This is a genomic window from Myxococcus dinghuensis, assembly GCF_024198235.1.
In the GTDB taxonomy this organism is placed as follows: Bacteria; Myxococcota; Myxococcia; order Myxococcales; family Myxococcaceae; genus Myxococcus; species Myxococcus dinghuensis.
In genome coordinates this window covers 85,197-106,626 of the sequence record NZ_JAKCFB010000023.1, presented here as the reverse complement: position 1 = coordinate 106,626, position 21,430 = coordinate 85,197, and the positions used below count along the sequence as shown (strand labels likewise).

Annotated in this window: 22 protein-coding genes; 9 read left to right on the top strand and 13 right to left on the bottom strand. The window is 71.1% G+C overall.

What is annotated here, in order from left to right:
* Positions 1–138: 138 nt before the first annotated feature.
* Entirely contained in the window at positions 139–1,650 is a 1,512-nt protein-coding gene (locus LZ198_RS27020; RefSeq protein WP_253974949.1) for an ABC transporter substrate-binding protein, read from the top strand.
* 70 nt (positions 1,651–1,720) lie between these two features.
* Here LZ198_RS27020 and LZ198_RS27015 read toward each other — a convergent pair whose 3' ends face one another.
* From LZ198_RS27015 to LZ198_RS27005, 3 genes are all read right to left on the bottom strand, one after another.
* A complete protein-coding gene (locus LZ198_RS27015) occupies positions 1,721–2,212 on the bottom strand; it encodes a cupin domain-containing protein (protein WP_253974948.1) in 492 nt (163 codons plus the stop codon).
* A gap of 149 nt (positions 2,213–2,361) precedes the next feature.
* Entirely contained in the window at positions 2,362–3,282 is a 921-nt protein-coding gene (locus LZ198_RS27010; protein WP_253974947.1) for a TIGR02266 family protein, read from the bottom strand.
* A gap of 70 nt (positions 3,283–3,352) precedes the next feature.
* Positions 3,353–4,705 carry an RtcB family protein gene (locus LZ198_RS27005; RefSeq protein WP_253974946.1) on the bottom strand — a complete coding sequence of 451 codons (1,353 nt, stop codon included), beginning with the start codon at positions 4,703–4,705 and terminating at the stop codon, positions 3,353–3,355.
* 407 nt (positions 4,706–5,112) lie between these two features.
* Here LZ198_RS27005 and LZ198_RS27000 point away from each other — a divergent pair, with 407 nt between their 5' ends.
* Positions 5,113–5,451, top strand: coding sequence for a hypothetical protein (locus LZ198_RS27000; protein WP_253974945.1), 339 nt, complete (start codon positions 5,113–5,115; stop codon positions 5,449–5,451).
* 162 nt (positions 5,452–5,613) lie between these two features.
* On the opposite strand, the gene LZ198_RS26995 is transcribed toward LZ198_RS27000, so the two are convergent.
* Positions 5,614–6,747 carry a tetratricopeptide repeat protein gene (locus LZ198_RS26995; RefSeq protein ID WP_253974944.1) on the bottom strand — a complete coding sequence of 378 codons (1,134 nt, stop codon included), beginning with the start codon at positions 6,745–6,747 and terminating at the stop codon, positions 5,614–5,616.
* A gap of 358 nt (positions 6,748–7,105) precedes the next feature.
* On the opposite strand from LZ198_RS26995, the gene LZ198_RS26990 reads away from it, so the two are divergent.
* The 4 genes from LZ198_RS26990 to LZ198_RS26975 all read left to right on the top strand — a co-directional run bounded on the left by LZ198_RS26990 (position 7,106) and on the right by LZ198_RS26975 (position 10,277).
* Positions 7,106–7,387 carry a pilus assembly protein N-terminal domain-containing protein gene (locus LZ198_RS26990; RefSeq protein ID WP_253974943.1) on the top strand — a complete coding sequence of 94 codons (282 nt, stop codon included), beginning with the start codon at positions 7,106–7,108 and terminating at the stop codon, positions 7,385–7,387.
* A gap of 64 nt (positions 7,388–7,451) precedes the next feature.
* Positions 7,452–8,345, top strand: coding sequence for a sigma-70 family RNA polymerase sigma factor (locus LZ198_RS26985; protein ID WP_253974942.1), 894 nt, complete (start codon positions 7,452–7,454; stop codon positions 8,343–8,345).
* A 102-nt stretch (positions 8,346–8,447) separates the two neighbouring features.
* Entirely contained in the window at positions 8,448–8,762 is a 315-nt protein-coding gene (locus tag LZ198_RS26980; protein WP_253974941.1) for a pilus assembly protein N-terminal domain-containing protein, read from the top strand.
* Between the two features lie 72 nt (positions 8,763–8,834).
* Positions 8,835–10,277, top strand: a complete 1,443-nt coding sequence (locus LZ198_RS26975; RefSeq protein WP_253974940.1) for a protein kinase domain-containing protein — start codon at positions 8,835–8,837, stop codon at positions 10,275–10,277.
* A gap of 18 nt (positions 10,278–10,295) precedes the next feature.
* On the opposite strand, the gene LZ198_RS26970 is transcribed toward LZ198_RS26975, so the two are convergent.
* The 3 genes from LZ198_RS26970 to LZ198_RS26960 all read right to left on the bottom strand — a co-directional run bounded on the left by LZ198_RS26970 (position 10,296) and on the right by LZ198_RS26960 (position 12,121).
* On the bottom strand, positions 10,296–11,057 hold the full coding sequence (locus LZ198_RS26970) for a DUF4142 domain-containing protein (RefSeq protein ID WP_253974939.1): 762 nt from the start codon (positions 11,055–11,057) through the stop codon (positions 10,296–10,298).
* Positions 11,058–11,207: 150 nt separating this feature from the next.
* On the bottom strand, positions 11,208–11,666 hold the full coding sequence (locus LZ198_RS26965; protein ID WP_253974938.1) for a PaaI family thioesterase: 459 nt from the start codon (positions 11,664–11,666) through the stop codon (positions 11,208–11,210).
* 5 nt (positions 11,667–11,671) lie between these two features.
* Complete coding sequence (locus LZ198_RS26960; RefSeq protein WP_253974937.1) at positions 11,672–12,121, bottom strand: PaaI family thioesterase; 450 nt, start codon at positions 12,119–12,121, stop codon at positions 11,672–11,674.
* 191 nt (positions 12,122–12,312) lie between these two features.
* Here LZ198_RS26960 and LZ198_RS26955 point away from each other — a divergent pair, with 191 nt between their 5' ends.
* Positions 12,313–15,702 (top strand): amidohydrolase family protein, encoded by a 3,390-nt coding sequence (locus LZ198_RS26955; protein WP_253974936.1) that lies wholly within the window; start codon positions 12,313–12,315, stop codon positions 15,700–15,702.
* A gap of 74 nt (positions 15,703–15,776) precedes the next feature.
* On the opposite strand, the gene LZ198_RS26950 is transcribed toward LZ198_RS26955, so the two are convergent.
* The gene (locus tag LZ198_RS26950) at positions 15,777–16,319 is read right to left on the bottom strand and encodes a DoxX family protein (protein ID WP_253974935.1); all 543 of its coding nucleotides are present in this window, start codon (positions 16,317–16,319) and stop codon (positions 15,777–15,779) included.
* Positions 16,320–16,333: 14 nt separating this feature from the next.
* Entirely contained in the window at positions 16,334–16,921 is a 588-nt protein-coding gene (locus tag LZ198_RS26945; RefSeq protein WP_253974934.1) for a TetR/AcrR family transcriptional regulator, read from the bottom strand.
* A 244-nt stretch (positions 16,922–17,165) separates the two neighbouring features.
* Between LZ198_RS26945 and LZ198_RS26940 the strand changes: the two genes are divergently transcribed.
* Positions 17,166–17,930, top strand: coding sequence for a hypothetical protein (locus tag LZ198_RS26940; RefSeq protein ID WP_253974933.1), 765 nt, complete (start codon positions 17,166–17,168; stop codon positions 17,928–17,930).
* Entirely contained in the window at positions 17,927–18,496 is a 570-nt protein-coding gene (locus LZ198_RS26935) for a hypothetical protein (RefSeq protein ID WP_253974932.1), read from the top strand. The genes LZ198_RS26940 and LZ198_RS26935 overlap by 4 nt, the downstream gene beginning before the upstream one ends.
* 55 nt (positions 18,497–18,551) lie before the next feature.
* On the opposite strand, the gene LZ198_RS26930 is transcribed toward LZ198_RS26935, so the two are convergent.
* From LZ198_RS26930 to LZ198_RS26915, 4 genes are all read right to left on the bottom strand, one after another.
* Entirely contained in the window at positions 18,552–19,136 is a 585-nt protein-coding gene (locus LZ198_RS26930; protein WP_253974931.1) for a tetratricopeptide repeat protein, read from the bottom strand.
* The gene (locus LZ198_RS26925) at positions 19,115–19,735 is read right to left on the bottom strand and encodes a DUF1570 domain-containing protein (protein ID WP_253974930.1); all 621 of its coding nucleotides are present in this window, start codon (positions 19,733–19,735) and stop codon (positions 19,115–19,117) included. Before LZ198_RS26925 ends, LZ198_RS26930 begins: the two co-directional genes overlap by 22 nt.
* Before the next feature lie 497 nt (positions 19,736–20,232).
* Positions 20,233–20,439 carry a hypothetical protein gene (locus LZ198_RS26920; RefSeq protein WP_253974929.1) on the bottom strand — a complete coding sequence of 69 codons (207 nt, stop codon included), beginning with the start codon at positions 20,437–20,439 and terminating at the stop codon, positions 20,233–20,235.
* Between the two features lie 95 nt (positions 20,440–20,534).
* On the bottom strand, positions 20,535–21,407 hold the full coding sequence (locus LZ198_RS26915; protein WP_253974928.1) for an SDR family oxidoreductase: 873 nt from the start codon (positions 21,405–21,407) through the stop codon (positions 20,535–20,537).
* Between the last annotated feature and the right edge of the window lie 23 nt (positions 21,408–21,430).

The following is a 21,430-nucleotide window of genomic DNA, read 5'->3' as shown; positions in this document are numbered from 1 at the left end:
TGACGAAACGCGTGTCTGTCTTCACGGCCCCGAGCAAGGAATGGGGGGTCGTGGCACCCCCGGAAATGTCAGACCGGCACGGTATGAATCTCCCTGCGCGACGCCATCCTGGGTGTCGCCGAAAGGGCAGCTTCCACAATGAAGAAATCATTGATTTCGCTCGGGATTCTGGTCGGGATGACGGGTGTCGGTTGCGCGGGTCCGGATGAGGCCGAGGCGGTGGACTCCTCCGTGTTGGAGGACACGACCTCCCAGGTCGCCCAGGGGCTGAACACTCAAGTCACCGGTACCAGCCCGGTCACCTTCGTCGCCATGTCTGGCAACGAGACGAAGCCATACAATCAATCCGCCACGTCGGTGGTGGCCTACACGCGGGACTCGACCACCGGAGCGTTCACGGCCTACCCGGGCACGGGCTCCGCGGACGGCACCATCTCCGTGCCCAACGTCCCCTCCGGCCGCATCTACCTGAAGCTGGACTCGCGCTACCTGGTGAGCACCGACCGCACGTTCGACCTGGGCTCCACGGCGTGGGGCCGTGATGGCACCTTCGTCTCGCAGCCCACGCAACTGACGGTTTCCGCCACCGGCATGTCTCCCTGGCAGCCGGAGGATTATCTGGACGTGTATTCGTTGAATGCGGGCGCGTTCGGCTACGCGGGCTCCATCGCCACGGGACGCCCCCTGACGGGCGCCACGTCGCTCTCGGGATTGAGTTTCGATTACGCCAGACTGACCAACCCCGTCCTGCTCGATAGCAGCCGTGGGGACTTGCTCTCCCTGGCCCAGATGCGGTTTCAGACGAGCGCGAATGGCGTGCCCTACCGCGCGATGCACAAGGTGTTCCTCTCGAGCGTGACGCAGGTGGAGGGGCAGCCCAACTCCATCAGCGGAACCTTCACCCAGCCCGCCGCGACCGGCACCTTCTCGGTGGACTGGAGGCGCTCGGCCTTCGAAGCCCTGCGCACCCAGGTGAACCCCGCCGCGGTCAGCACGTACAACGAGATCTGGATGTCCTCCCGGCCGGCCGCGCTGAGCTCGGCGGGCGCGGCCATCAGCGGGCCGCCGCTCCTCGTGCAGCTCAATCCTGACTCGCAGCGGACGGACATCGTCACGGGGGGCATGACCTACAACAACCCGCTCCCGGCGGCGTGGCAGAAGGTGGCGACCGCCACCGCGGGCTTCACGAAGAGCTACGCGCTGGGGACCGCGACGCCCTACACGATGAACGTGGACATCCGAGTGGAGCAGGAGGAGAGCGCGTTCACCGCCGCGCCCGTGGAGCCCCTCGTCGGGCCGGTGGCTGCGCCCCTGGTGAACACGCGCGGCGCGTTCCAGAACCTCACGGGCGTGGGGGCAGACGCCTCGCTGCGCTGGTCGAAGCCGCTGGTCGGCACGGCCACGAACTACGTGGTGAACATCTACCGGCTCGGCGTGAGCAACGGCGCCACCACCGTGACGCGCGTGGCGGCGCTGCACACGGACCTCCAGAGCGTGTACCTGCCCCCGTCCGTGCTGCAGGCGGGCCAGACCTACTTCGCGGAAATCCAGAGCTGGTACCAGCCTGGCTCGAACCTCGCGACGAGCCCGTTCAAGCGCGCGCTGCCTCGCGCCCGCGCCAGCGTGCTCACCGGCACGTTCAGCCCGTAGTCGTCGAAGTCCTGGGAAGGGAGGGAGTCCGCTCCCTCTCTTCCCGTTCCAGCCGCGGCGCCTCGGCGGGTCAGAGGCGGGACGGGGCCTCGACCGTGCGCTCCTCGCGGACGTTGCCGGTGTTGAGCGTGGAGGCCGGCTCGAACAGCAGGACGTGGACCTCCTCGTCCGCCACCGGGCGGTGCTCCACGCCTCGGGGGATGATGATGAACTCGCCGGGCTCCACGTCCACCACGCGCTCGCGCAGCTCCATGCGCAGCCGGCCGTGGAGCACCAGGAACAGCTCGTCCTCTGCTTCGTGGTGGTGCCAGGTGAAGGGCCCCAGCAGCTTCGCCAGCCGCACGTGCTGGCCGTTCAGCTCCCCCACGACGCGGGGCGACCAGTGCTCGGAGAAGAGGGCCAGCTTCTGGGCGAGGTTGACCTTGTCCACCACCGGTGTCTCCGGGCCTGCGCCGGGGCCGCCGTCCGAAGGGGGCTCGGCTTCGTTGTCGCACCGCTTGCCCTGGTCCCAGCGGGGAGGGCGGGCTGCGGCGGCGTTGGGGCTGCGGGTGGGTGCGCTCATTCCGTGGAGTCTCCTCTCGGGTCACGGTCTCCGTCGCTACGATGCACCAGGACTCCGCCGCTGTCTGTCGTGACGTGCCACGAGTGCCGCCCGCCGACGGCACGTCCCACCGTGGGTCGGGTATCCGACGCTCACCCCGCCGCGCGGGCTCAGTCCGGATAGAACAGGGGCTCGCGCGTGGTGACGAAGGAGCCGATGGCGGAGGCCACCTCGTGGGGCAGGCCGGTGAACTGCACGCCCACGCCTGGCATCAGCTCCGGCGTCTTGGGGTTGGCCTCGCGCACCCAGCGCACCACGCCCGTCACCTTCATGGGCCGGCCGCCGGGCAGGGTGAAGTCCAGCTCCACCTGTGTACCGCGCGGGGGCGCGTCCACCGTGGCGATGAAGACGCCGCCCTCGCTGATGTCCATGGAGAAGCCGGTGAAGAAGTTGGAGTCGCTGCGCATGTCGATGGCGGTGTGCATGCGCACGCGGCCGTTGCGCCGCGCCTCCGAGCCATCCGGCGAGACGGCGGGCCGGACCGTGGGCGCGCCGGGCAGCGTCTGGCCCTGGGCCTTCGCCGCGGCCGCCGCCCGGGCCAGCTCCGCCTGACGCGCGCGCGCGGCGTCCTCCTTCGCGCGGGCCTTCGCGGCGCTGGCCTCGCCCTGGCGCGCGAGCGCGGCCTCCGCGTCCGTCACGGCGCGCGCCAGCTTCGCGAGCTGCTCCTGGTGGGTGCGCAGGGCCGCCTGGGCCTCCAGGCCCGCGTGGCGCCGCGCCTCCAACGCCTTCTCGCGGGCCTCCAGCGCCCGGGTCCGCGCGCCCTCCACGTCGAGCGTGGGGAGGGTGGCGGCCTGGAGCCTGGACGCCTGCTCCCCCACGTCGGGGCCGGCGTCCGGCTCGCGGTGGGCGCGGGCCAGGGCGGCGCGGGTGGTGTCGAGGCGGGTGGAGAGCGTGGTGGCCTCCGCGAGGGCGCGGCTCACCTGCTCCGCGAGGCGGGCCTCCTGGGCGGCCAGCTCGCTCTCGGCGCGAGCCAGCTCGGCCTCACGGGAGCCCGGAGCGGACGCGCGGGCGGACGGGGACGGCGAGGTCATTCTTGGGGACTCCAGAGGGCGGCCACTCTATCAGGCTCCCGGGGAAGTCCACGGCGACGCGCCGCCGCCGTCAGTCCGCTCCCTTGATGCAGGCCACCGGCTTGAGCCGGCGGGCCACCCGGGCGAGCTTCGCCATCTCCACCGTCTCCAGCACGTCGTCCAGGTTCTTGTAGCAGGGGCCGGACTCGTCCAGGGGCGTGTGGCGGGTGTTGAGCAGGATGCCCGCCTGGGCCATGCGCTCGTCCGTGGGGCCCTGCTGCAGCACGCGCCGCGCCTCGCCGCGCGACAGGCGGCGGCCGGAGCCGTGGTTCACCGAATAGATGGACTTCGCCGCGCCCTCCTCCGCGAAGAGGATGGCGCTGCCGGTCTCCATGGAGCCCGGAATCAGGATGGGGTGGCCGGAGTCCTCCCACGGCGTGCGCTTCAGCGCGGGGTGGCCCGCGGGGAACGCGCGCGTGGCGCCCTTGCGGGCGACGAACTTCCCGGCCTCCTTCTGGATGAGGTTGTGCGAAATCTCGTAGTAGATGCTGGCGGTCCCGCCGAACACCTCCTCGAGCGCGGCGCACACGGCCTCGCCGATGATGAGCCGGTTGGCCACCGCGAAGTTGGCGGCCATGTTGTGCAGGTTCCAGTACTGCCGCCCCATGGGGCTGTCGGCGTCGAGCCAGACGAAGTCCTCGCTGCGGCTCTTGAGGCCCAGCTGGGCGGCGCCCGCGACGAAGAAGTGCTTGGCGATGTTCCACCCGAAGCCGCGGCTGCCGGTGTGCAGCATCACCCACACGCGGTCGTCCTCGTCGACCTGCATCTCCGTGAAGTGGTTGCCACCGCCCAGGCTGCCCAGCTGGCCGCGCTTCTCGTAGGCCCTGTCCGGGATGTCCACCCGGTCGTCCTCGACGGGCACGAAGTCGCGCTCGGTGACGGCGGAGCCCCGGCCCAGGGCCTTGGCGCCGTGGCGCACCACGTCCGCGAAGGCCTTGTCGGACACCCGGCGCTGCTTCTGCACGCGGCTGGCCCCCACGCCCACGGCGATGCGGCGGGTCACCTCGTTGATCCACTCCCGGCGCTTGGCGGGGTCCGCCACGTCCTCCGCGGTCAGCGTCGTCTGCAACTGCACCATCCCGCAGCCGATGTCGTAGCCCGCGGCGGTGGGCAGCAGGATGCCGTCCGTCTCCACCACGGTGCCGATGGGCACGCCGTAGCCCACGTGACAGTCGGGCGTGACGGCGACGCGGGTGACGCCGGGGAACGACGCGGCGTTGACCACCTGGTCGAAGACGGTGTCCTCCAGGCCCGGCAGCTCCGGCCCCTCACCCCACAGGAGCTTGTCGGAGAGGAACAGGTCCGCGTCGACCTTCATCGTCTTGGTCTTCGGCAGGACGTAGTGGCCCTCGGCGGCCTTCTCCAGACGTTGTTTCCAGCTCATGACCCGCTCCCTGTCAGGGGTGAACACGCGGCAGGGACGAAACGTTCGGAATTAGCTGACGCTTCGCGGAGGACCGCGCCGCCTCCACCGAGGATGAGGGCGAGGCGGCCGAGAAGGCGAGCGATTTCACGGGGTTCACCTCGAAGTTCGCGCCGCCCCGCGGTTCACGGCGCCCCGAGGGGGTGGCGCTCGCCCCGGACCTGGGGACGAGCGGAAGGGGCGGGTGTTGTTGCCGCGAGGACGTCCCGGACCCATCGTGATGTCCTCGAGGGTGCGTCCCGCCGCGCGCGGACGGTCGAGCGAGAGTCAGGTCGCGTGCGAAGCGCGCGATTCGGATCGCCACGGGGCTTGCGACATTCCCGCATCAGGTCCATCCATTCCACCAGATCCAGGTAGGGGGTTGGGCGATGGGTTTCCTCGGTGGGGTTTTCCTGGCGGTGGCGTTGCAGGCGGTGCCTGCGGATACGGTGGCGGGGCCAGTCTTCAATCCGTCGGTGTGCGCGAAGAAGCGCGTGGACGCCTGCGGATGCCACCATGTCTACGGCATCCGGCACTGCCACCCGAACCGCAAGGGCGAGCACTGCGAGGCGCCGGTGAAGGCGCAGGTGTCGGACGCGAAGGACGAGGCGTCGCGGACGCGCACGCGGACACCCGAGAGCACCGAGGCCCCCGCCAAGGCGACCCCGGCTCCCGCGCCGGAGCCGGAGAAGAAGACCTTCGATCCGAAGAAGTCCGTGCCCATGTAGGCCCATGCGGGCCCGCGGGCTCCGGCGCTGGTGCGCGGCCCCACGGGGCGCGCCGCGAGCAAGCCGTCGCCTCGGCGCACCTCCGCGGGTCGCGGTGTCGGGAGGCTCCCCCGCGAGCGTGGAGCCCCTCGACGCTCCGCGAACCCCACACCCGCGCCGACCCTAGTTGGGCCACACGTCTTCGCCCATCGTGGAGCGCTGGCTCCGAGGCTCCTCGCGCGGGGCTCCGGGCAGGGACTCCGAGCGCAGCACCTCGAGCGGGCTGTCCGAGCGGAAGATGACCCAGCGGGACTGGGGCGACACGCGGATGGCCACGACGTTGGGGCCGAGTCTCCGCAGCTCGGGGCGGACCGCCGTCGTGGGCGGCAGCGTCAGCGAGGCCTGCTGCGGCCACGCGCTCACGGGGATGGCCACCTGGACCTGGGGCCGGAGTGAGGCCTCCGCGCGGGATGGCTCCGCGGGCTCCGGCAGCGGAGGCAGCTCCTCCAGCGGCGGAGGCTCGGGCGCCTGGAAGTCCATGGGCACGGGCAGCAACGTGGGAGGCCGACGCGGCGGTGGCTCCTCGCGCCGCTTCACGGACGTGGGCAGGGGCGTGTTCGTCACCACGGGTTCGGCCGCGCGGGGAAGCTCCACGCCCATCACCACCGGGATGGAGCTCATCGAGGGAGGAGAGGCGCGAGGCGGCGGAGGCGTGACGCTCGGTGTCGCGCTGTCCGGAGGCACGGGTGCCCGCGTGGGCGAGGCGTTGCGCTGTCGCAGCAGGGCCAGGTCGACGGGCGGAATCGTCGGCACCTTTGGCAGCGACCCGTGGGGGTGTGTCTCCTCGGCGGCGCGCAGCACGAAGGCGGGCGGCGGAGGCGGCGGCGTGTCGCGGCGCCCGTGCGACCCATCTCCCTGGGTGAGCGCGAAGAACCCCGCCGCGTGGCTGTAGAGCCGCTCGTCCTCGAGCGCGGTCGACGGCGGAACCGCCACGTGTCCCAACTGCTCGAACTCCGCCAGCAGCGTGGGGTCGTCGGGTGCCACGGCGAGCGCGGCGCGCAGCGCGGCGCGGGCACGCGAACCGTGTCCCAGCGCGACCAGCAGCCGCGCGGCGGCGCGATACGACACGATGGAGGCGCCGGCCTGTCCCGCGCGACGACAGCTCTCCGCGTGCCGCATGTGGAGGTTCGGGTCCTTGGGTGTCAGCCGGAGCAGGGTCGCGTAGAGCTCCGCGCATTGCGCGTACCGGCCCTGGTTGAACAGGGTTTGTGCGGCGTCCTTCAGCTCCTTCAACCTCACCTGCTCACGCTCGTTCATAAGCCAAGCCCCCCGAACGGATGACCTGCGGGGAAGCAGGCGGCATGCCGCGCGACGCGGGCGTTCGCTGTCCGGCAACCCTGTCGCCCACGAGGCGGGGGCGCTGTGCGGCGCGTGTCATCCACCTCCGCCAGGAGGGTGAAGAACGCGCCCCTCCCACGGCCTTTCTCGACTCTTGGCGTATGATGAACCCTGTAGAAATGGACGACCGCGCTGTAACAACGAAAGTCTTTCACGACGTGCGCCGTCTCCTCCCCACATCGCGACTTCCCTTGCGTCCATGGAAGACGTGAAAATCCACTCAATAACTGTTGTCATGTGGTGGATGTTGCAACGACTCGTTCCTTGGAGACGCGTCATGCGGAACGGGCTGCTGGGCATCGCGATGATGGCGCTGACGCTGGTGGGAACGGCGGCGGGCGCCGAGGAGCGCATCGACCTGGAGGTGGGCCAGAAGCGGGTCATCACCGTGGAGGGCCTGTCGCGGGTGGCGGTCGGTGACACCGAGAAGGCGGAGGCCCGGACGAAGGGCCGGTCGCAGATTGAAATCGTCGGCAAGGCGCCGGGCACCACGCTGCTGCTGACGTGGGGCAAGAAGAAGGAGGACCGCAAGGAGTACACGGTGGTGGTGACGGAGTAGCGCGCGCCGCCCGCCAGTTGGTGGGGCGGGGGATTCCGGGCGAGCATGCTTCGTGGAGGGATGCATGACCGGCCACGAGCACCGGGTGCGCGTATTCGTCGAGTCGTTGTCTCCGGCCGCCCGGTCGTTGGCGGACGCGGTGGAGATGGAGTCCTTGCTGGACTCGTGGTTGGCCGCGGGTCGCGCGGCGTGGCCGGAGGTCGCGCTGTCCGACGAGGACTTCCTGCGGCACGTCGCGGAGCGGCTGGCGTCGGGCGTGGACCTGGCCACGCTGCCGGCGGCGGACCTCTACCTCGCGTGTGCCTGCGCGCGAGGCCTCGCCTCCGCGCACGCCGCGCTGGAGCGGGACGTCCTGCCCCGGGTGGCCCCGGCCGTGGCGCGCATCCGCGGTGGAGGCGTGGACACGGCGGAGGTGTTGCAGCACCTGCGTCAGCGGTTGCTGGTCCCCGACGCGGAGGAGGGGGCGTTGCCGCGCATCGCGGAGTACCAGGGCGCGGGCACGCTGGTCGCGTGGCTGCGCGCGGCGGCGGTGCGCACCGCGCTCAACCTCCAGCGCTCGGAGGGACGACGCGCGCGCGTGGAGGAGGACGCGGAGGTGGGGGTGCTCACGGGCGGCGGCTTGGACGTGGAGCTGGACTACCTGCGCCGGAGACACCGCGAGGACTTCCGGGCCGTGCTGGCGGACGCGCTCGCCGCGCTCTCCTCGCGTGAGCGCACCGTGTTGCGGCTGCACGTGGTGGAGGGGCTGAGCCTGGAGCGCATCGGCGCGATGTACCAGACGCACAAGTCCACGGTGTCGCGTTGGGTGGCGCACGCGCGGGAGGCGCTCCTCACCGGGGCGCGGGAGCGGTTGGCGGAGCGCCTCCAGCTCTCCTCGGAGGAGCTGTACAGCCTGATGCGCGCGGTGCGCAGCCAGCTGGACCTGAGCCTGCCGGCGATGCTCCGGGAGCCGGGGTAGCCGGTCGCCGCCCGGTTTTTTCGCGGGGGCGTGCAACACCGCGGAGTGGCCGGTGTCACCGGATTGAAGGCGGCGGTACTCCCCTTTTCCCGGAGACACGACATGCGGAACGGACTGATGGGCATCGCGATGATGGCGCTGACGCTGGTGGGCACCGTGGCGGGCGCCGACGAGCGCATCCAACTCGACGTGGGACAGACCAAGGTCCTCACGGTGAAGAAGCTCAAGCGGCTGGCCATCGGCGACCCGGAGGTGGCCCAGGTGAAGATGGGGAGCGAGGCCGGCCAGGTGTCGCTGACCGGCCGCGAGGCTGGCACGACGAAGCTCATCACCTGGGACGAGAACGACAGCCTCCGGGCCTTCGACATCGTGGTGTCCCAGGACACCGGGTCGAAGGCCGCGACGCCCGCGAACTAGCGCGGACGTTCAACAGGGGCCCGCGGTGTCCGTGGGGCCCCTGTCTTCCTCCCCGTCCAGGAGGCTGCGAGGATGTTGCGCACGGTCCCCCAGATGAGCCCCTCCCTCCCGCTGCCCGGCGCGTGCCCGGACGAGAACGTGCTCGTGGGCTTCGTCGGCGGCGCGCTCCCCGCGCCGGACGTCGCGAGGCTGGAGGCGCACCTGGATGGTTGCGCGGACTGCCGCGCGCTGGTGGGCGCGGTGGCGGCGGAGGCCTCCGTGGCGGACGCGGGGGCCTCGCCGGACGCGGAAGCACCCACCCGACTGGAGACGGGCGCGTCCACGCTGCTCGAGCCCGGCGCGGATCCGAAGGTGCTGCCTCCGGGCACGCGCCTGGGGCCGTATGTGCTGCGGGAGCTGCTGGGGATGGGCGGCATGGGCGTGGTGTACGCGGCGGAGGACCCCCGGTTGGGCCGCCGCGTCGCGCTGAAGCTGCTGCGCCCGGCGCGAGGTGGCTCCCAGCAGGAGCGGCGCGAACGGCTGCTGCGCGAGGCCAAGGCCATGGCGCGCCTGTCCCACCCCAACGTGCTGCCGCTCTTCGACCTGGGCTCGTCGGACGGGCGCGACTTCCTGGCCATGGAGTGGGTGGAGGGGACGACGCTCGCGGGCTGGCTGCGCGAGCGGGAGCGTCCCTGGCGCGAGGTGCTGGCGCTCTTCCTGGAAGCCGGAGAGGGGCTGGCCGCCGCGCATCGTCAGGGGCTGGTCCACCGCGACTTCAAGCCCTCCAACGTGCTGGTGGGCCGGGACGGACGGGCCCGCGTCACGGACTTCGGCATCGCGCGCTGGGAGTCGTCACCGCCAGGTGCCCACGACACCGGCGCCTCGTCCGGGGACGCCGCGTGGGACGCGGAGCAGACCGCGCTCACGCGCGAGGGCATGTCACCGGGCACGCCCGCCTATATGTCTCCCGAGCAGCGGCGGGGATTGCCGGTGGACGCGCGCAGCGACCAGTACAGCTTCTGCGTCGCGCTGTACGAGGCCCTCCACGGCGAGCGGCCCGGGACCACGTCGCCGCGCCCTCCCACGGCGAAGCGTCCTCGGCTGCCACGGCACGTCCGTGAAGCGCTGACGCGAGGGTTGTCACCCACGCCGGACGCGCGCTACCCGTCGATGGAGGGGTTGCTGCGGGCGCTCGCCACCGCGCCTCGTCGACGAGGCCGCTGGGTGGGTGGCGTCCTGGCCGTGTCGGTCCTCGTGTCGGTGGGGTACGCCGTGGCCAGGCGCGACACCGCCAGCGGCCAGGGGTCGCCGTTCCAGCACGAGGCCATCACGCTGGGCCTGGGCGCGACCAAGGTGCTCCCGGCGCCGGGGCTGTTCCGTCTCGCGGTGGGAGAACCCAGCCTGGTGGAGGTCGCCCTCGTGGAGGACGGCGTCCAGCTCACGGGGCGCGCTCCCGGGGAGACGCAGTTGCTCGTCTGGTCGACGCGCGACGGTGAGCCGGACGTCTACCGGCTCACCATCACCGCGCCGCCCTGAGCTCCGGGCGCGAAGCGCTCAGCGTCCGCTCGGCTGCGGCCCGCGCCGGGCCTGCCGTGGCGCCTCCTGGCCGAGCAGCCGGTACGCGCTCTGGCGGTGCTGCTGGAGCTGGGGCAGCAGGTCGTCGAGCATCGCGGTGAGCTGCGTGTTGCTCTTGAACTGCTGCTGCGCGGCCATCACCTGGGCGATGGCGACGTCGTGGCCCTCCACCATGGTGGTGAGGTAGGCGCGGTCGAAGACGGGGCCCTGGAGGGCCTGGAGCTTCTTGTCCGTGGCCATGTTCGAGTCGCTCATCGCCTGGGCCAGGGGCGTGTCCGCCTTCGGCTCGCCGAGCGTGAGCTGCTTCGACTTCGCGTAGGCCATGAGCTTCTGGTCGGCCTGCCCGTGGTCCTTCTCCATGCGCTGGCCGTAGTCCTTCACGCCCTGGGAGGAGCCGTTCTGCTGCGCGAGCTGGCCCATCTTCACTTCCATCTGGTTGGTGTGGTGCAGCACCTCCAGGAAGGCCTTCTCGTCGGCGGGCACGGGCAACATGCCCTGCTTCATCAGGGCGGAGGCCTGGGCGTCTGCGCCCGCCCCACCCGTGCCGGGGAGCGCGTCCGGGTCCTTCTGGACGTCCTCGCCGTGGTCGATGGCCTCGGGCTCGCCCGCGCGGATCATGCCCTGGCTGTTGCCGGTCCCGTTGTTCTGGGCGCCCTGCGTGGAGCCCTGCTTCTGTTGCGCCACCGCCGTGCCACCCACCAGCAGCGAACCCACCAGCATCCAACCGCTCCATCGCCTCATGGCATGTCTCCCGGGTCGTGAATCCCAGGCCCGAAGGTGGCGATGGCGGGGGGCTCGCCGCCAGGGGCGGGCAGGCGGCGGGGGAGGCGGTTCCTCCGTCGTCGGCCCGCGCGGGGAGACGGAGGCGCCTGTCCTCCCGCGCACGCGGGCCTACGGCTCCGCGAGCAGGAACAGCGCGTGGGCGCTGGCGATGGGGCGGGTGCGGTCGTCCTGCCAGGCCTCGACGCGGACGTTGGCCACGCGGCGGCCCTGGCGGGTGATGAAGGCGCGCGCGAAGGTGTCCTGCGGCTTGCCGGAGCGCAGGAAGTCCACGGTGAGCGAGATGACCTTGGGCACGCGCTCGGTGTCCGTCTGGAGCAGCAGCTCGAAGATGGCGGCGGACTCCAGCAGCGCGCCCAGCGTGCCGCCGTGCAGCGCCTGGAGGAAGCTGTTGCCGATGAGCTTGGGCGCGTACGTCATGCGGCAGAGCATCTCGCCGGCCAGGTTCTCCACGCCGATGCCCATGAAGCGCGTGTAGGGGATGGCGTCCGTGAGGCGGCGGTACTCGCGCGTCTTGCGCACCTCGCGGACCAGCGAGGCGAGGGTGGCGGGGGCGTTGGTGTCACTCATGGTCGTCACTCCTCCGTCCGCATGAAGGTGCCCTGCGCGGAGGCCACCGGGTTGTCCTTGTCCCCCTGGTGGACGAGCGCGCGCACGAAGGCCACCTGGCGCGTGGTGCGGTAGCACTCCGCCACGGCGGTGAGCGCGATGCCGGGCCGCGCGGGGCGCAGGTAGTCGATGCGCAGGTCCAGCGTGACGATGGGCAGGAAGCGTCCGAGCTTGAGGAAGATGGACGTGCCGCACGCCGCGTCGATGAGCGTCGTCACCGGGCCGCCGGCGATGACCCCCGTCTCCGGGTTTCCCACGAGGAAGTCCGCGTAGGGCAGCACGACGGTGGCCTCGGCCGCGCCCACATCCACCAGCGTCAGGCCCAGCGCGTGGTTGTGGGGCACCACGTCCGTGTAGAACAGGGAGCAGCGCTCCAGCCGTCCGGCTTTGTCTTCGGGGAGATGGAAGTCCGACATGCCCTGGCGGATAGCAGAATCGGGCCGGGATGGCGCGCCGCGTTTGCCTCCACCCGCTCGCCTGGGCGCCGCCCAGGAACAGCCCTGGCCCATCCCCTGTTCACGCGCCGCCGAATCCATCCCCCGGGTTGGTTAGGCTCCGTCCCCCGATACGGCCTGTCTCGCTGCCCCCTCCTTCACGAGGACCTCCGGTGAAACGACTGACTTCCGCTCTCTGCGTCGCGCTGCTCGCACCCGCGGCGTTGGCTGCCGCCCAGCCCGCGGCGGCGCCGCCGCCCGCCCAGCAACAACCTCCCGCTCCGCAGAAGAAGGACGACGCCGCGCGCGAGGCGGGCCGCGCCGTGGAGGTGGAGGGGGACGGGAAGGCGCCCCCGGCGGAGGGCGCGAAGGACAAGAAGGACGCCTGGAGCGTGGACTCGCCGGGCTTCCCCTCGCGGCAGGTGACCATCGACGTCACGGAGGGCACGTGGATGAACGTCGACGTGAGCCCGACCGGCGACGAGCTCGTCTTCGACCTGCTGGGCGACATCTACGTGCTGCCGCTGAAGGGCGGCGAGGCGCGCGCGCTGACGTCCGGCGTCGCGTGGGACATGCAGCCGCGCTTCAGCCCGGACGGCAGGTCCATCGTCTTCACCAGTGACCGGGGCGGTGGCGACAACGTCTGGGTGATGAACCGCGAAGGCGGCGACGTGAAGGCCGTGACGCAGGAGAAGTTCCGCCTGCTCAACAGCCCCACGTGGAGCCCGGACGGCCAGTTCATCGTCGCGCGCAAGCACTTCACGGCGCGCCGCTCGCTGGGCGCGGGCGAGCTGTGGATGTACCACCGCTCCGGCGGCGAGGGCGTGCAGCTCACCGAGCGCGCCAACGACCAGAAGGACCTGGGCGAGCCCGCGTTCTCCCCGGACGGGCGCTACGTCTTCTTCAGCCAGGACGTCACCCCGGGCAAGACGTTCGAGTACAACAAGGACCCGAACGGGGAGATCTACGCCATCCAGCGGCTGGACCTGGAGACGAAGGAGATCGACCCCTTCGTCACCGGGCCGGGTGGCTCCATCCGCCCCACGCCGTCGCGCGACGGCAAGCGCCTGGCGTTCATCCGCCGCGTGCGGACGAAGAGCGTGCTGTACGTCACGGACGTGGACTCCGGCGCGGAGCGCCCGCTGTACGACGGGCTCGACCGGGACATGCAGGAGACGTGGGCCATCCACGGCGTGTACCCGACGCTGGCGTGGACGCGGGACGACAAGGCGCTCGTCTTCTGGGCGGGCGGCAAGCTCCAGCGCATCGACGTGGCGACGAAGCAGGTGACGCCCATCCCCTTCCACGTGAAGGGGACGCGGACCCTCGCGGAGGTGGTGCGCTCGCCGCAGGCGGTGGCGCCGGAGCGCTTCGCCACGAAGATGCTGCGCTGGGTGCAGGTGTCCCCGAAGGGGGACCGCGTGGTGTACCAGGCGCTGGGCAAGCTCTACGTGAAGGAGCTGCCGGGCGGCACGCCCAGGCGGCTGACGAAGCAGGAGGACCACCTGGAGTTCTATCCGTCGTTCTCCCGCGACGGGCGCTCCATCGTCTACACCACGTGGGACGACGAGAAGCTGGGCGCCATCCGCGTGGTGTCCGCGACGGGCGGCGAGGGCAAGGTCGTCACGTCGAAGCCGGGCTACTACGTGGAGCCCGCGCTCAGCCCGGATGGGAAGTGGCTCGCGTACCGCGCGTCGGGGGATGGCTACCTGATGCCGGGCCAGTGGAGCCGGGAGACGGGCCTGTTCGTGATGCCGGCGGCGGGTGGCACGCCCAAGCGGCTGGCGCGCGACGGCGAGCAGCCGCACTTCGGGGCGGGCTCGGACCGCGTCTTCTTCCTGCACGCGGAGCACAAGGAGAAGGAGGACGTGCGCTCGCTGAAGAGCATCGGCGTCGAGGGGGGCCAGGAGCGCACGCACCTGACGAGCGCGGAGGCGGTGGAGGCGCGGGTGTCTCCGGACGAGAAGTGGGTGGCGTTCCGGGAGAACTTCAACGCCTTCATCGTCCCGTTCGCGCGGGGCGCGAAGGCGGTGGTGGTGGGGCCGGACTCGAAGGCGCTGCCGCTGGCGAAGGTGAGCCGCGACGCGGGCGAGTACCTGCACTGGTCGGGTGACAGCGCGCGCCTGCACTGGTCGCTGGGGCCGGAGCTGTTCACGCGGGAGCTGAAGCAGTCCTTCTCCTTCCTGGAGGGCGCGCCGGAGAAGCTGCCGGAGCCGGCGGCGAAGGGCGTGGACCTGGGCTTCGTGGTGAAGGCGGACGTGCCCGAGGGCACGGTGGCGCTGGTGGGTGGCCGCGTCATCACCATGAAGGGCGACGAGGTCCTCGAGCAGGGCGTGGTGGTGGTGAAGGGCAACCGCATCGTCGCGGTGGGGCCGGTGGGCCAGGTGCAGGTGCCCGCGGGCGCGAAGGTGGTGGACGTGAAGGGCAAGACGGTGATGCCCGGGCTCGTCGACGTGCACTGGCACGGCGCCATGGGCATGGACGGGATGATGCCCGAGCAGAGCTGGGTGCATGCCGCGTCGCTGGCCTTCGGCGTGACGACGCTGCACGACCCGTCCAACTCGTCGGAGGAGGTGTTCGCCGCGAGCGAGCTGGGGAAGGCGGGGGCGCTGCTGGCGCCGCGCATCTTCTCCACGGGCACCATCCTGTATGGCGCGTCGGGGGCGGGCTACCGCGCGCCCATCGACACGCTGGACGACGCGCGGGCGCACCTGCGGCGGATGAAGGCCATGGGGGCCTTCAGCGTGAAGAGCTACAACCAGCCCCGGCGCGACCAGCGGCAGAAGGTGCTCCAGGCGGCGCGTGAGCTGGACATGCTGGTGGTGCCCGAGGGTGGCTCGCTGCTCCAGCACAACCTGACCATGGTGGTGGACGGGCACACGGGCGTGGAGCACGCGATTCCGGTGGCGCGCATCTACGCGGACGTCAAGCAGCTGTGGGGCCAGAGCGGCACGGGCTACACGCCGACGCTGGGCGTGGCGTACGGCGGCAACTGGGGCGAGAACTACTGGTACCAGAAGACGAACGTCTGGGAGGACGAGCGGCTGCTCTCCTTCGTTCCCCGGCGCGTGGTGGACTCGCGCAGCCGGCGGCGGATGATGGTGCCGGACGACGAGATGAACCACTTCTCCGCGGCCCGGGTGGCGCACGAGCTGAACGACGCGGGCGTGAACGTGCAACTGGGCGCGCACGGCCAGCGCGAGGGGCTGGCGGCGCACTGGGAGCTGTCGATGTTCGGCCAGGGCGGGATGAAGCCGCTCCAGGCGCTGCGCGCGGGGACGCTCGGTGGGGCGAAGTACCTGGGCATGGACGGGGAGCTGGGCTCGCTGGAGGCGGGCAAGCTCGCGGACCTCATCGTCCTGGACAAGAACCCGCTGGAGGACCTGATGAACAGCCGCACGGTGCGCCTCACCATGGTGAACGGACGGCTGTTCGACGCGGCCACGCTGAACGAGGTGGGCACGCGCCAGAAGCAGCGCGCGAAGTTCTTCTTCGAGAAGGACGGCAACGAGGGCTGGAGCCCCAAGGCCACCGCGCACACGCACACGCACGAGTGCGACTGAGCGCGGTGTCGTGAGGTGACGCGGGCTCGGGGCCGACAGGGGTCCCGGGCCCGTGCCTTTTCAGGGCAGTCCGTTCAGGCCGTGGCGCGCGCGGCGAACCGTCGGGACACGAAGGCGTCGAGCGAGAAGCGCCCGGGGCCTGCGGCGAGGAGCATCGCGGAGACGGCGATGTACAGGGTGGCCAGCTCGGAGGAGCCGGAGCCGCCCGCGCTGCGTCCGCCGGCGCGCACCAGCCAGGTGGGCAGCACGCCGAACGGCTCGCCCGGGCCGGTGGTGGCGCCCATGACGCTCAGGCGGATGAACGGGTCGCCCAGCGGGATGTGGGCGATGAGGATGCCCACCAGCATCGTCACGGCGATGCCCAGCGTCGCCAGCGGCGTGGCCAGCCCGACCATCCACGCGAGGCCACCGAAGAACTCGGCCGCGGCGCCGAGGAACTGGAGGAACCCGGGGACGGGGGCGCCCTCGCCCATCCAGGTGAAGGGGGTGAGCATCTTCCCGGCGCCGTGCAGGGCCATCAGGCCGCCCGTGAGGACGCGGAGCACCAGCAGGCCCGTGGAGAGGGAGGACGACGCGTCGCGGGGGTCGACGAGGAAGTGGGACAGCTTGGGTGACATGGGAGGTCCTGGGGTCAGTCGGGGTTCAACAGGGTGAGGGCGAAGCGCAGGGAGGAGCGGATGAGGGAGGAGTCCGGCTCCGTCTTCCCCACCACGCTCATGCCCTGCACGAGCACCACGAGGTGCGCGGCGAGCTCCTTCGCCTCGTGGCGCCGGTTGATGAGCCGCTGGGCCTGCGCGGCGCGGATGGCGGGGACGAGGGCGTCGGCGAGCTTCTCGAAGGACTGCCCCACGACGGCGCGAATCTCCGCGTCGTGCGGCGCGACCTCCGCCGCCGTGTTGGCGAGCAGGCACCCCCGCGTCCGGTGGGGACCGGTGCAGTCCCTCCCCCGCACGCGCAGGTAGTGCTCCAACCCGTCCCGAGGTGTCTCCCCGTGGGCCAGCAGCTCGCGAATCTGGTCCGCGCTCTGGCTGGCGTAGCGCAGCAGCGCGGCGATGAAGAGGGCCCGCTTGTCGCCGAAGGCCGCGTACAGGCTCCCCTTCAATACCCCCGTGCTGGCCTCCAGGTCCCGGACCGAGACGGCGTGGTAGCCCGTCGCCCAGAACTGCTCGATGGCGCGGTCCAGCACCGCGTCCTCATCGAATGACTTCGGTCGACCCATGCGCACAGCCCTCGTGGTCCATGTGATTTTTGGACGAGCGTTCAAGTAATGGTTGTTGGACGAGCGGTCAAGTTCAAGTGGAGCGCGGGCCGCGTGCGTACCGGACCGGGGTAGGTGGGGGTGGCTGGCGCCGATATTTTCCAACTAGTCGTGTTTAGCTAGATTTGGCTTGAGGGCCGGGAAGCGCCCTCGCTAGGCTGGTGTCGCGCGTGGAAGGCGCGTTGCCACGAGGAGGACGCGGAGGATGAGGGCGGAGGCGCGTCGGCATCACGAGGCCCTGGTCCTCCTGTTGTGGCTGGGAGGCTGCGCCTCGTCCCCGGTGGCGGACCCGGACATCGTGCGTCCCGCGCCCGGGGCGCCGTTCCTGGACAAGCTGCCGGGGCCCCTGCTGGGGCCGTTCGACTCTCCGTCGAGTGCGTTGCTCGCGGCGTGCGGGAAGATCCTCACCAAGCCCCATGCGAGCGCGGGTGGGCGGGACCACCCGGACTTCGGCGTCCGGTGGCGGGTCTCGAGTGAGTACTGCGCCTGGATGTACTACACGCCGGATCAGCACTACGTGGTGAGCAAGCTGACCGACCAGTCGCGGGTGGATCCGCTCCAGCGCAGCAAGAGCTGCCTGCTCCCGTCGTGGGTGGATGACCCCCGCTATCCGGCGGACGCCATCCGGTACATCTACGCGCTCCACAACCATCCGTACGGCAGCAGCCTGACGGAGAACGACATCCAGTTCATCGTCTCGGAGGGCGTGGCCCACGGCTTCGAGAGCGAGACGAAGGACGGACGGCTGAGGCTCTCCATCGTCGCCTTCTTCTCGCGGAACGTGTCGGAGCCGTCGTGCGACGGCTTCCATCAGTACATCCCCCTGACGGGCCAGTTGTTGAAGTGGACGCGCGCGGGCGACGACTGGCGGTGTGAGCAGACCGGTGCGGTGAGCTGGTCGGACGGCGAGGAGCGCCGCTTCACCGTCCAGAAGGCGAGCCGCCCGTGCGACAGGAGCAGGACACCATGAGACTCTCGCTCCTGCCCGTGTTGGCGCTGGCGTCGAGCTGCGTGCACCACGCGGGTGCGCGCTCCGAGCCGCCCCAGGAGGACCTGTCCGTCACCTTCCCGGCGGCGCTCGGGGAGCAGGGCACTCCGCTCCCGGCGCAGGGGCAGCCCGCGGTGATGGACGGGGAGACGCTGCGGGCGTTGTCCGTCGCGGCGGACGACTTCCTCCCGCCGGACGCGCGCGGGCGCTCGTGCTGGAACCGGCAGGAGTCCTATCGCTACCGCGTGCTGCGGGAAGGCGACGTGTCCTTCGTGGGCATCGCCGCGGACCCGGCGGCGTGTGGCGCGGAGCCGCGCATGCTGGATGGGGGCGCGCGCTACGCCATCGGCAGGGACGGGCGCATCCTGCGGCGGCTGTTCGACGGAGAGCCGGACGCGGCGACGCCCGCGTCCGACGCGGGGACGGTGGAGCCTTCGTCGGACGCGTCCTCGCTGCCGGTGGGCGACACCACCTGGGGCGAGCCGGTCAGCCCGGTGCCCTCGTGGTGGAGGGACGGCGGCACGGACGCGGGGCCCGCGCCGCGCTGAATCGACTCGGGCGCCAGCACGTCGTCGCTGGCGCCCGCGCTTCACGGGGACGACGTCACGGCGTCGGCTTGGAGACCGCGGCGTTGGTGCCGCACTTCGCCTCGAAAATCTGGAGGCGCTCGCGCAACTGCTGGCGGAAGGCGGGCGCGTACGACTCGTGCAGCATGTCCACGGCGCGGCGCTGGAAGCCGACGGCCTCCGGGCAGCGGTTGACCTGGAAGAGCAGGGCGGCCTGGATGGCGAGGCCGTACGGGTCGCCCGGGGAGAGCTCCACGGCGCGCTTCGCCACGGGCAGGCCCTTCTCCGGCTGGAAGGTCATCCCGTAGTGCTGGACGAGGCTGGTCAGCATGCGCACGTCGTGGGGCATCAGCCGCGCGGCGGACTCGCGGGCTTGCTGGAGGGCCTCGGGCTCGTTCTCGTCGGTCAGCATCTCCGCCAGCAGGTCCCAGCCACGGCCGTCGTCGGGATGCGCCTTCACGAGGGCGCGGGCGCGGGTGAGGTGCTCCTCGCGATGGGTGGACAGCTGCGAGGCGAGGACGGCGGCGCTGACGTTGGTCGGGTCCTCGACGAGGGCCTGGTCCAGCTCCGCGCGGGCCTTCTGCAGGCGCTGCTCCTTCGTCAGCTCGCCTGGGGCGCGCATGAAGAGGAAGCCGCGGTTGGCGTGGACCTCGGCGCTGTCCAGCGCTGGCCCTCGGCCTCGCTCAGCGAGTCCTTCTGGTCCCACTCCCACAGCTCGTCGAGGTCGAGCCAGCCCCGGCGCGTCACGTAGTCGCGGCTGTTGGTGTTCACCCGGCCGAGCACGGCCTCGCCGGTGCTGGGTTTGATGTGGGTGGTCTCCAGGTACTGGGCGAGTCCCTCCGCGAGCCAGCGGGGCTGGCGCAGGAGGACGTGCTGGCTGAGCTGGTGGGCCAGCTCATGCGTCTGGAGGCGCTGCTCCGGGCCGTTGTCCAGGACGTAGCCTTCGCCGGACATGACGAGCAGCGGGCCACGCTCCGTGGTGGACACGAAGCCGACGTAGCGCCCCTGGGTGAACTCGGCCATCTCGCTCGTGTTGCGCAGGAGGATGACGTCGACGGAGCCTTCCGGATTGAAGTCCGTGCCCCAGGCCAGCAGCAGCGCGCGGCGGAGCTTCTCCAACTCGACGGCGGACTTCGCGGCGACGTCCGGCGACAGGTCCGTGTGGAGGCGGAAGTGCTCGCTCCGGACCTCCGACCAGACCCGTCCCCCTCCTTGGGACACAGCGCTCGCGTCCCCGCACAGCCCGTGGACAACACCAGACCCAACAACCCCCACCACACCTTTGGTATTGGCGTGCGCGGCTTCTCGCATGACTGACAATGGAATGGGAATAGGGTGTTTGGAATTCGATGCTAGGACTTCGTGGCTGTCTGGCGCTCCCTGAGTGCCAGCAATTCGCGCTCGACGACCCGGTCCCATGGTCCCCGATGGGGGCCACCGTGGACAGGATGTCGAGACGTCCCAGGTCGGTCAGCAGGTAGAGGTTCCGGTACGTCGCCAGTTCCGAGGCAGACTCCGTGACAGGCCGTTTGGGGACCGCCAGCGCATAACGCGGTTGGTACGGAGCAAGTGCTCCCAACAGCTTCGCGAGGTTGTCCTCGGTGAACGGCGCGACGATGTCCAGGTCGAGCGTGAAGGTCGCGGAGCCATGCGCGACCGCCGCGACACCGCCGATGACGACGAACTGGACGCCTGCCTCGAGGAGCAGGCGCAGGAGCTCAGGGGTTCGTTGCATCACCGGCCGCGTCCTTGGGGCGCAGGGCCTCGTACAACTCCGTCATCCGCTGCAACTGCTCGATGCGTTCGGTGGGGGTGAGCTCGAGGTTGTGCAGGAGCAGCGACACGTCGACGCCCGCGTCGATGGCGGCGTCCCAGTGAGGGCCGTAGCTGGGAAAGGCCTGTCGCAGTTGCTCCCGCATGTCCATGATTCCACTCTAGGGCGGCTCGGCCTTCGCTGCATCCTCCCTGATGGGAGCGGTGCCCTCCAGCGGTCAGTCTTCCGAGCGCCCGCGCGCCACCCCTATCCCTCACCTCCCAGGATGCGGGGGGCGGCCGCGCGGTGGAAGCCCTCGTAGGGCTGCGACGCGGTGGACTCGTCCAGGGGGAAGATCTTCGTGTTGCACGACGCGCCGCCGTCGATCTTGATGACGTCGCCGGTGATGAACGCCGCCACGTCCGACAGCAGGAACACGATGGCGCCGCTCACCTCCGCCTCCGTGGCCAGCCGCTGGAGCGGCACCTCCTTCTTGAGCAGCGGAATCAGCGCCTTGACGCCCTCGTCCTGGTAGCTGTCCATGCCGCTCGACGCCACCCAGCCCGGCGCCACCGCGTTGACGCGCACACCCGACGCGGCCCACTCCACCGCCGCCGTCTGCGTCAGGTTGAGCATGCCCATCCGCGCCGCGCCCGAGTGCCCCATCCCCGGCATGCCACCCCACGCGTCCGCCAGCATGTTCACGATGGAGCCACCGTGCGTGCTCATCGACTGGGTGTACACCTCGCGCGCCATCAGGAAGCCGCCCGTCAGGTTGGTGGCCACTACCGCCTCGAAGCCCTTCTTCGAGATGGCCGACAGCGGCGACGGGAACTGTCCACCCGCGTTGTTCACCAGGCCGTGGATGCGCCCGCGCGCCGCCACGATGCGCGCCACCGTCGCCTTCACGCCCTCCTCGTCGCGGATGTCCACCGCCTCCAACGAGCACTCCCCGCCGTCCTCGCGAAGCTCCGCCGCCACCTTCTCCAGCTTGTCCGGCTTGCGGCCCACCAGGATGACGTGCGCCCCGAGCGACGCCAGCTCGTGCGCCGTGCAGCGGCCGATGCCACTGCCGCCCCCCGTCACGATGACGTTGCGACCCTTGAAACTCCCCGGCGCGAATACAGAGCGGTAGCCCATGCCCTCTCCCGATGAGACCCCGT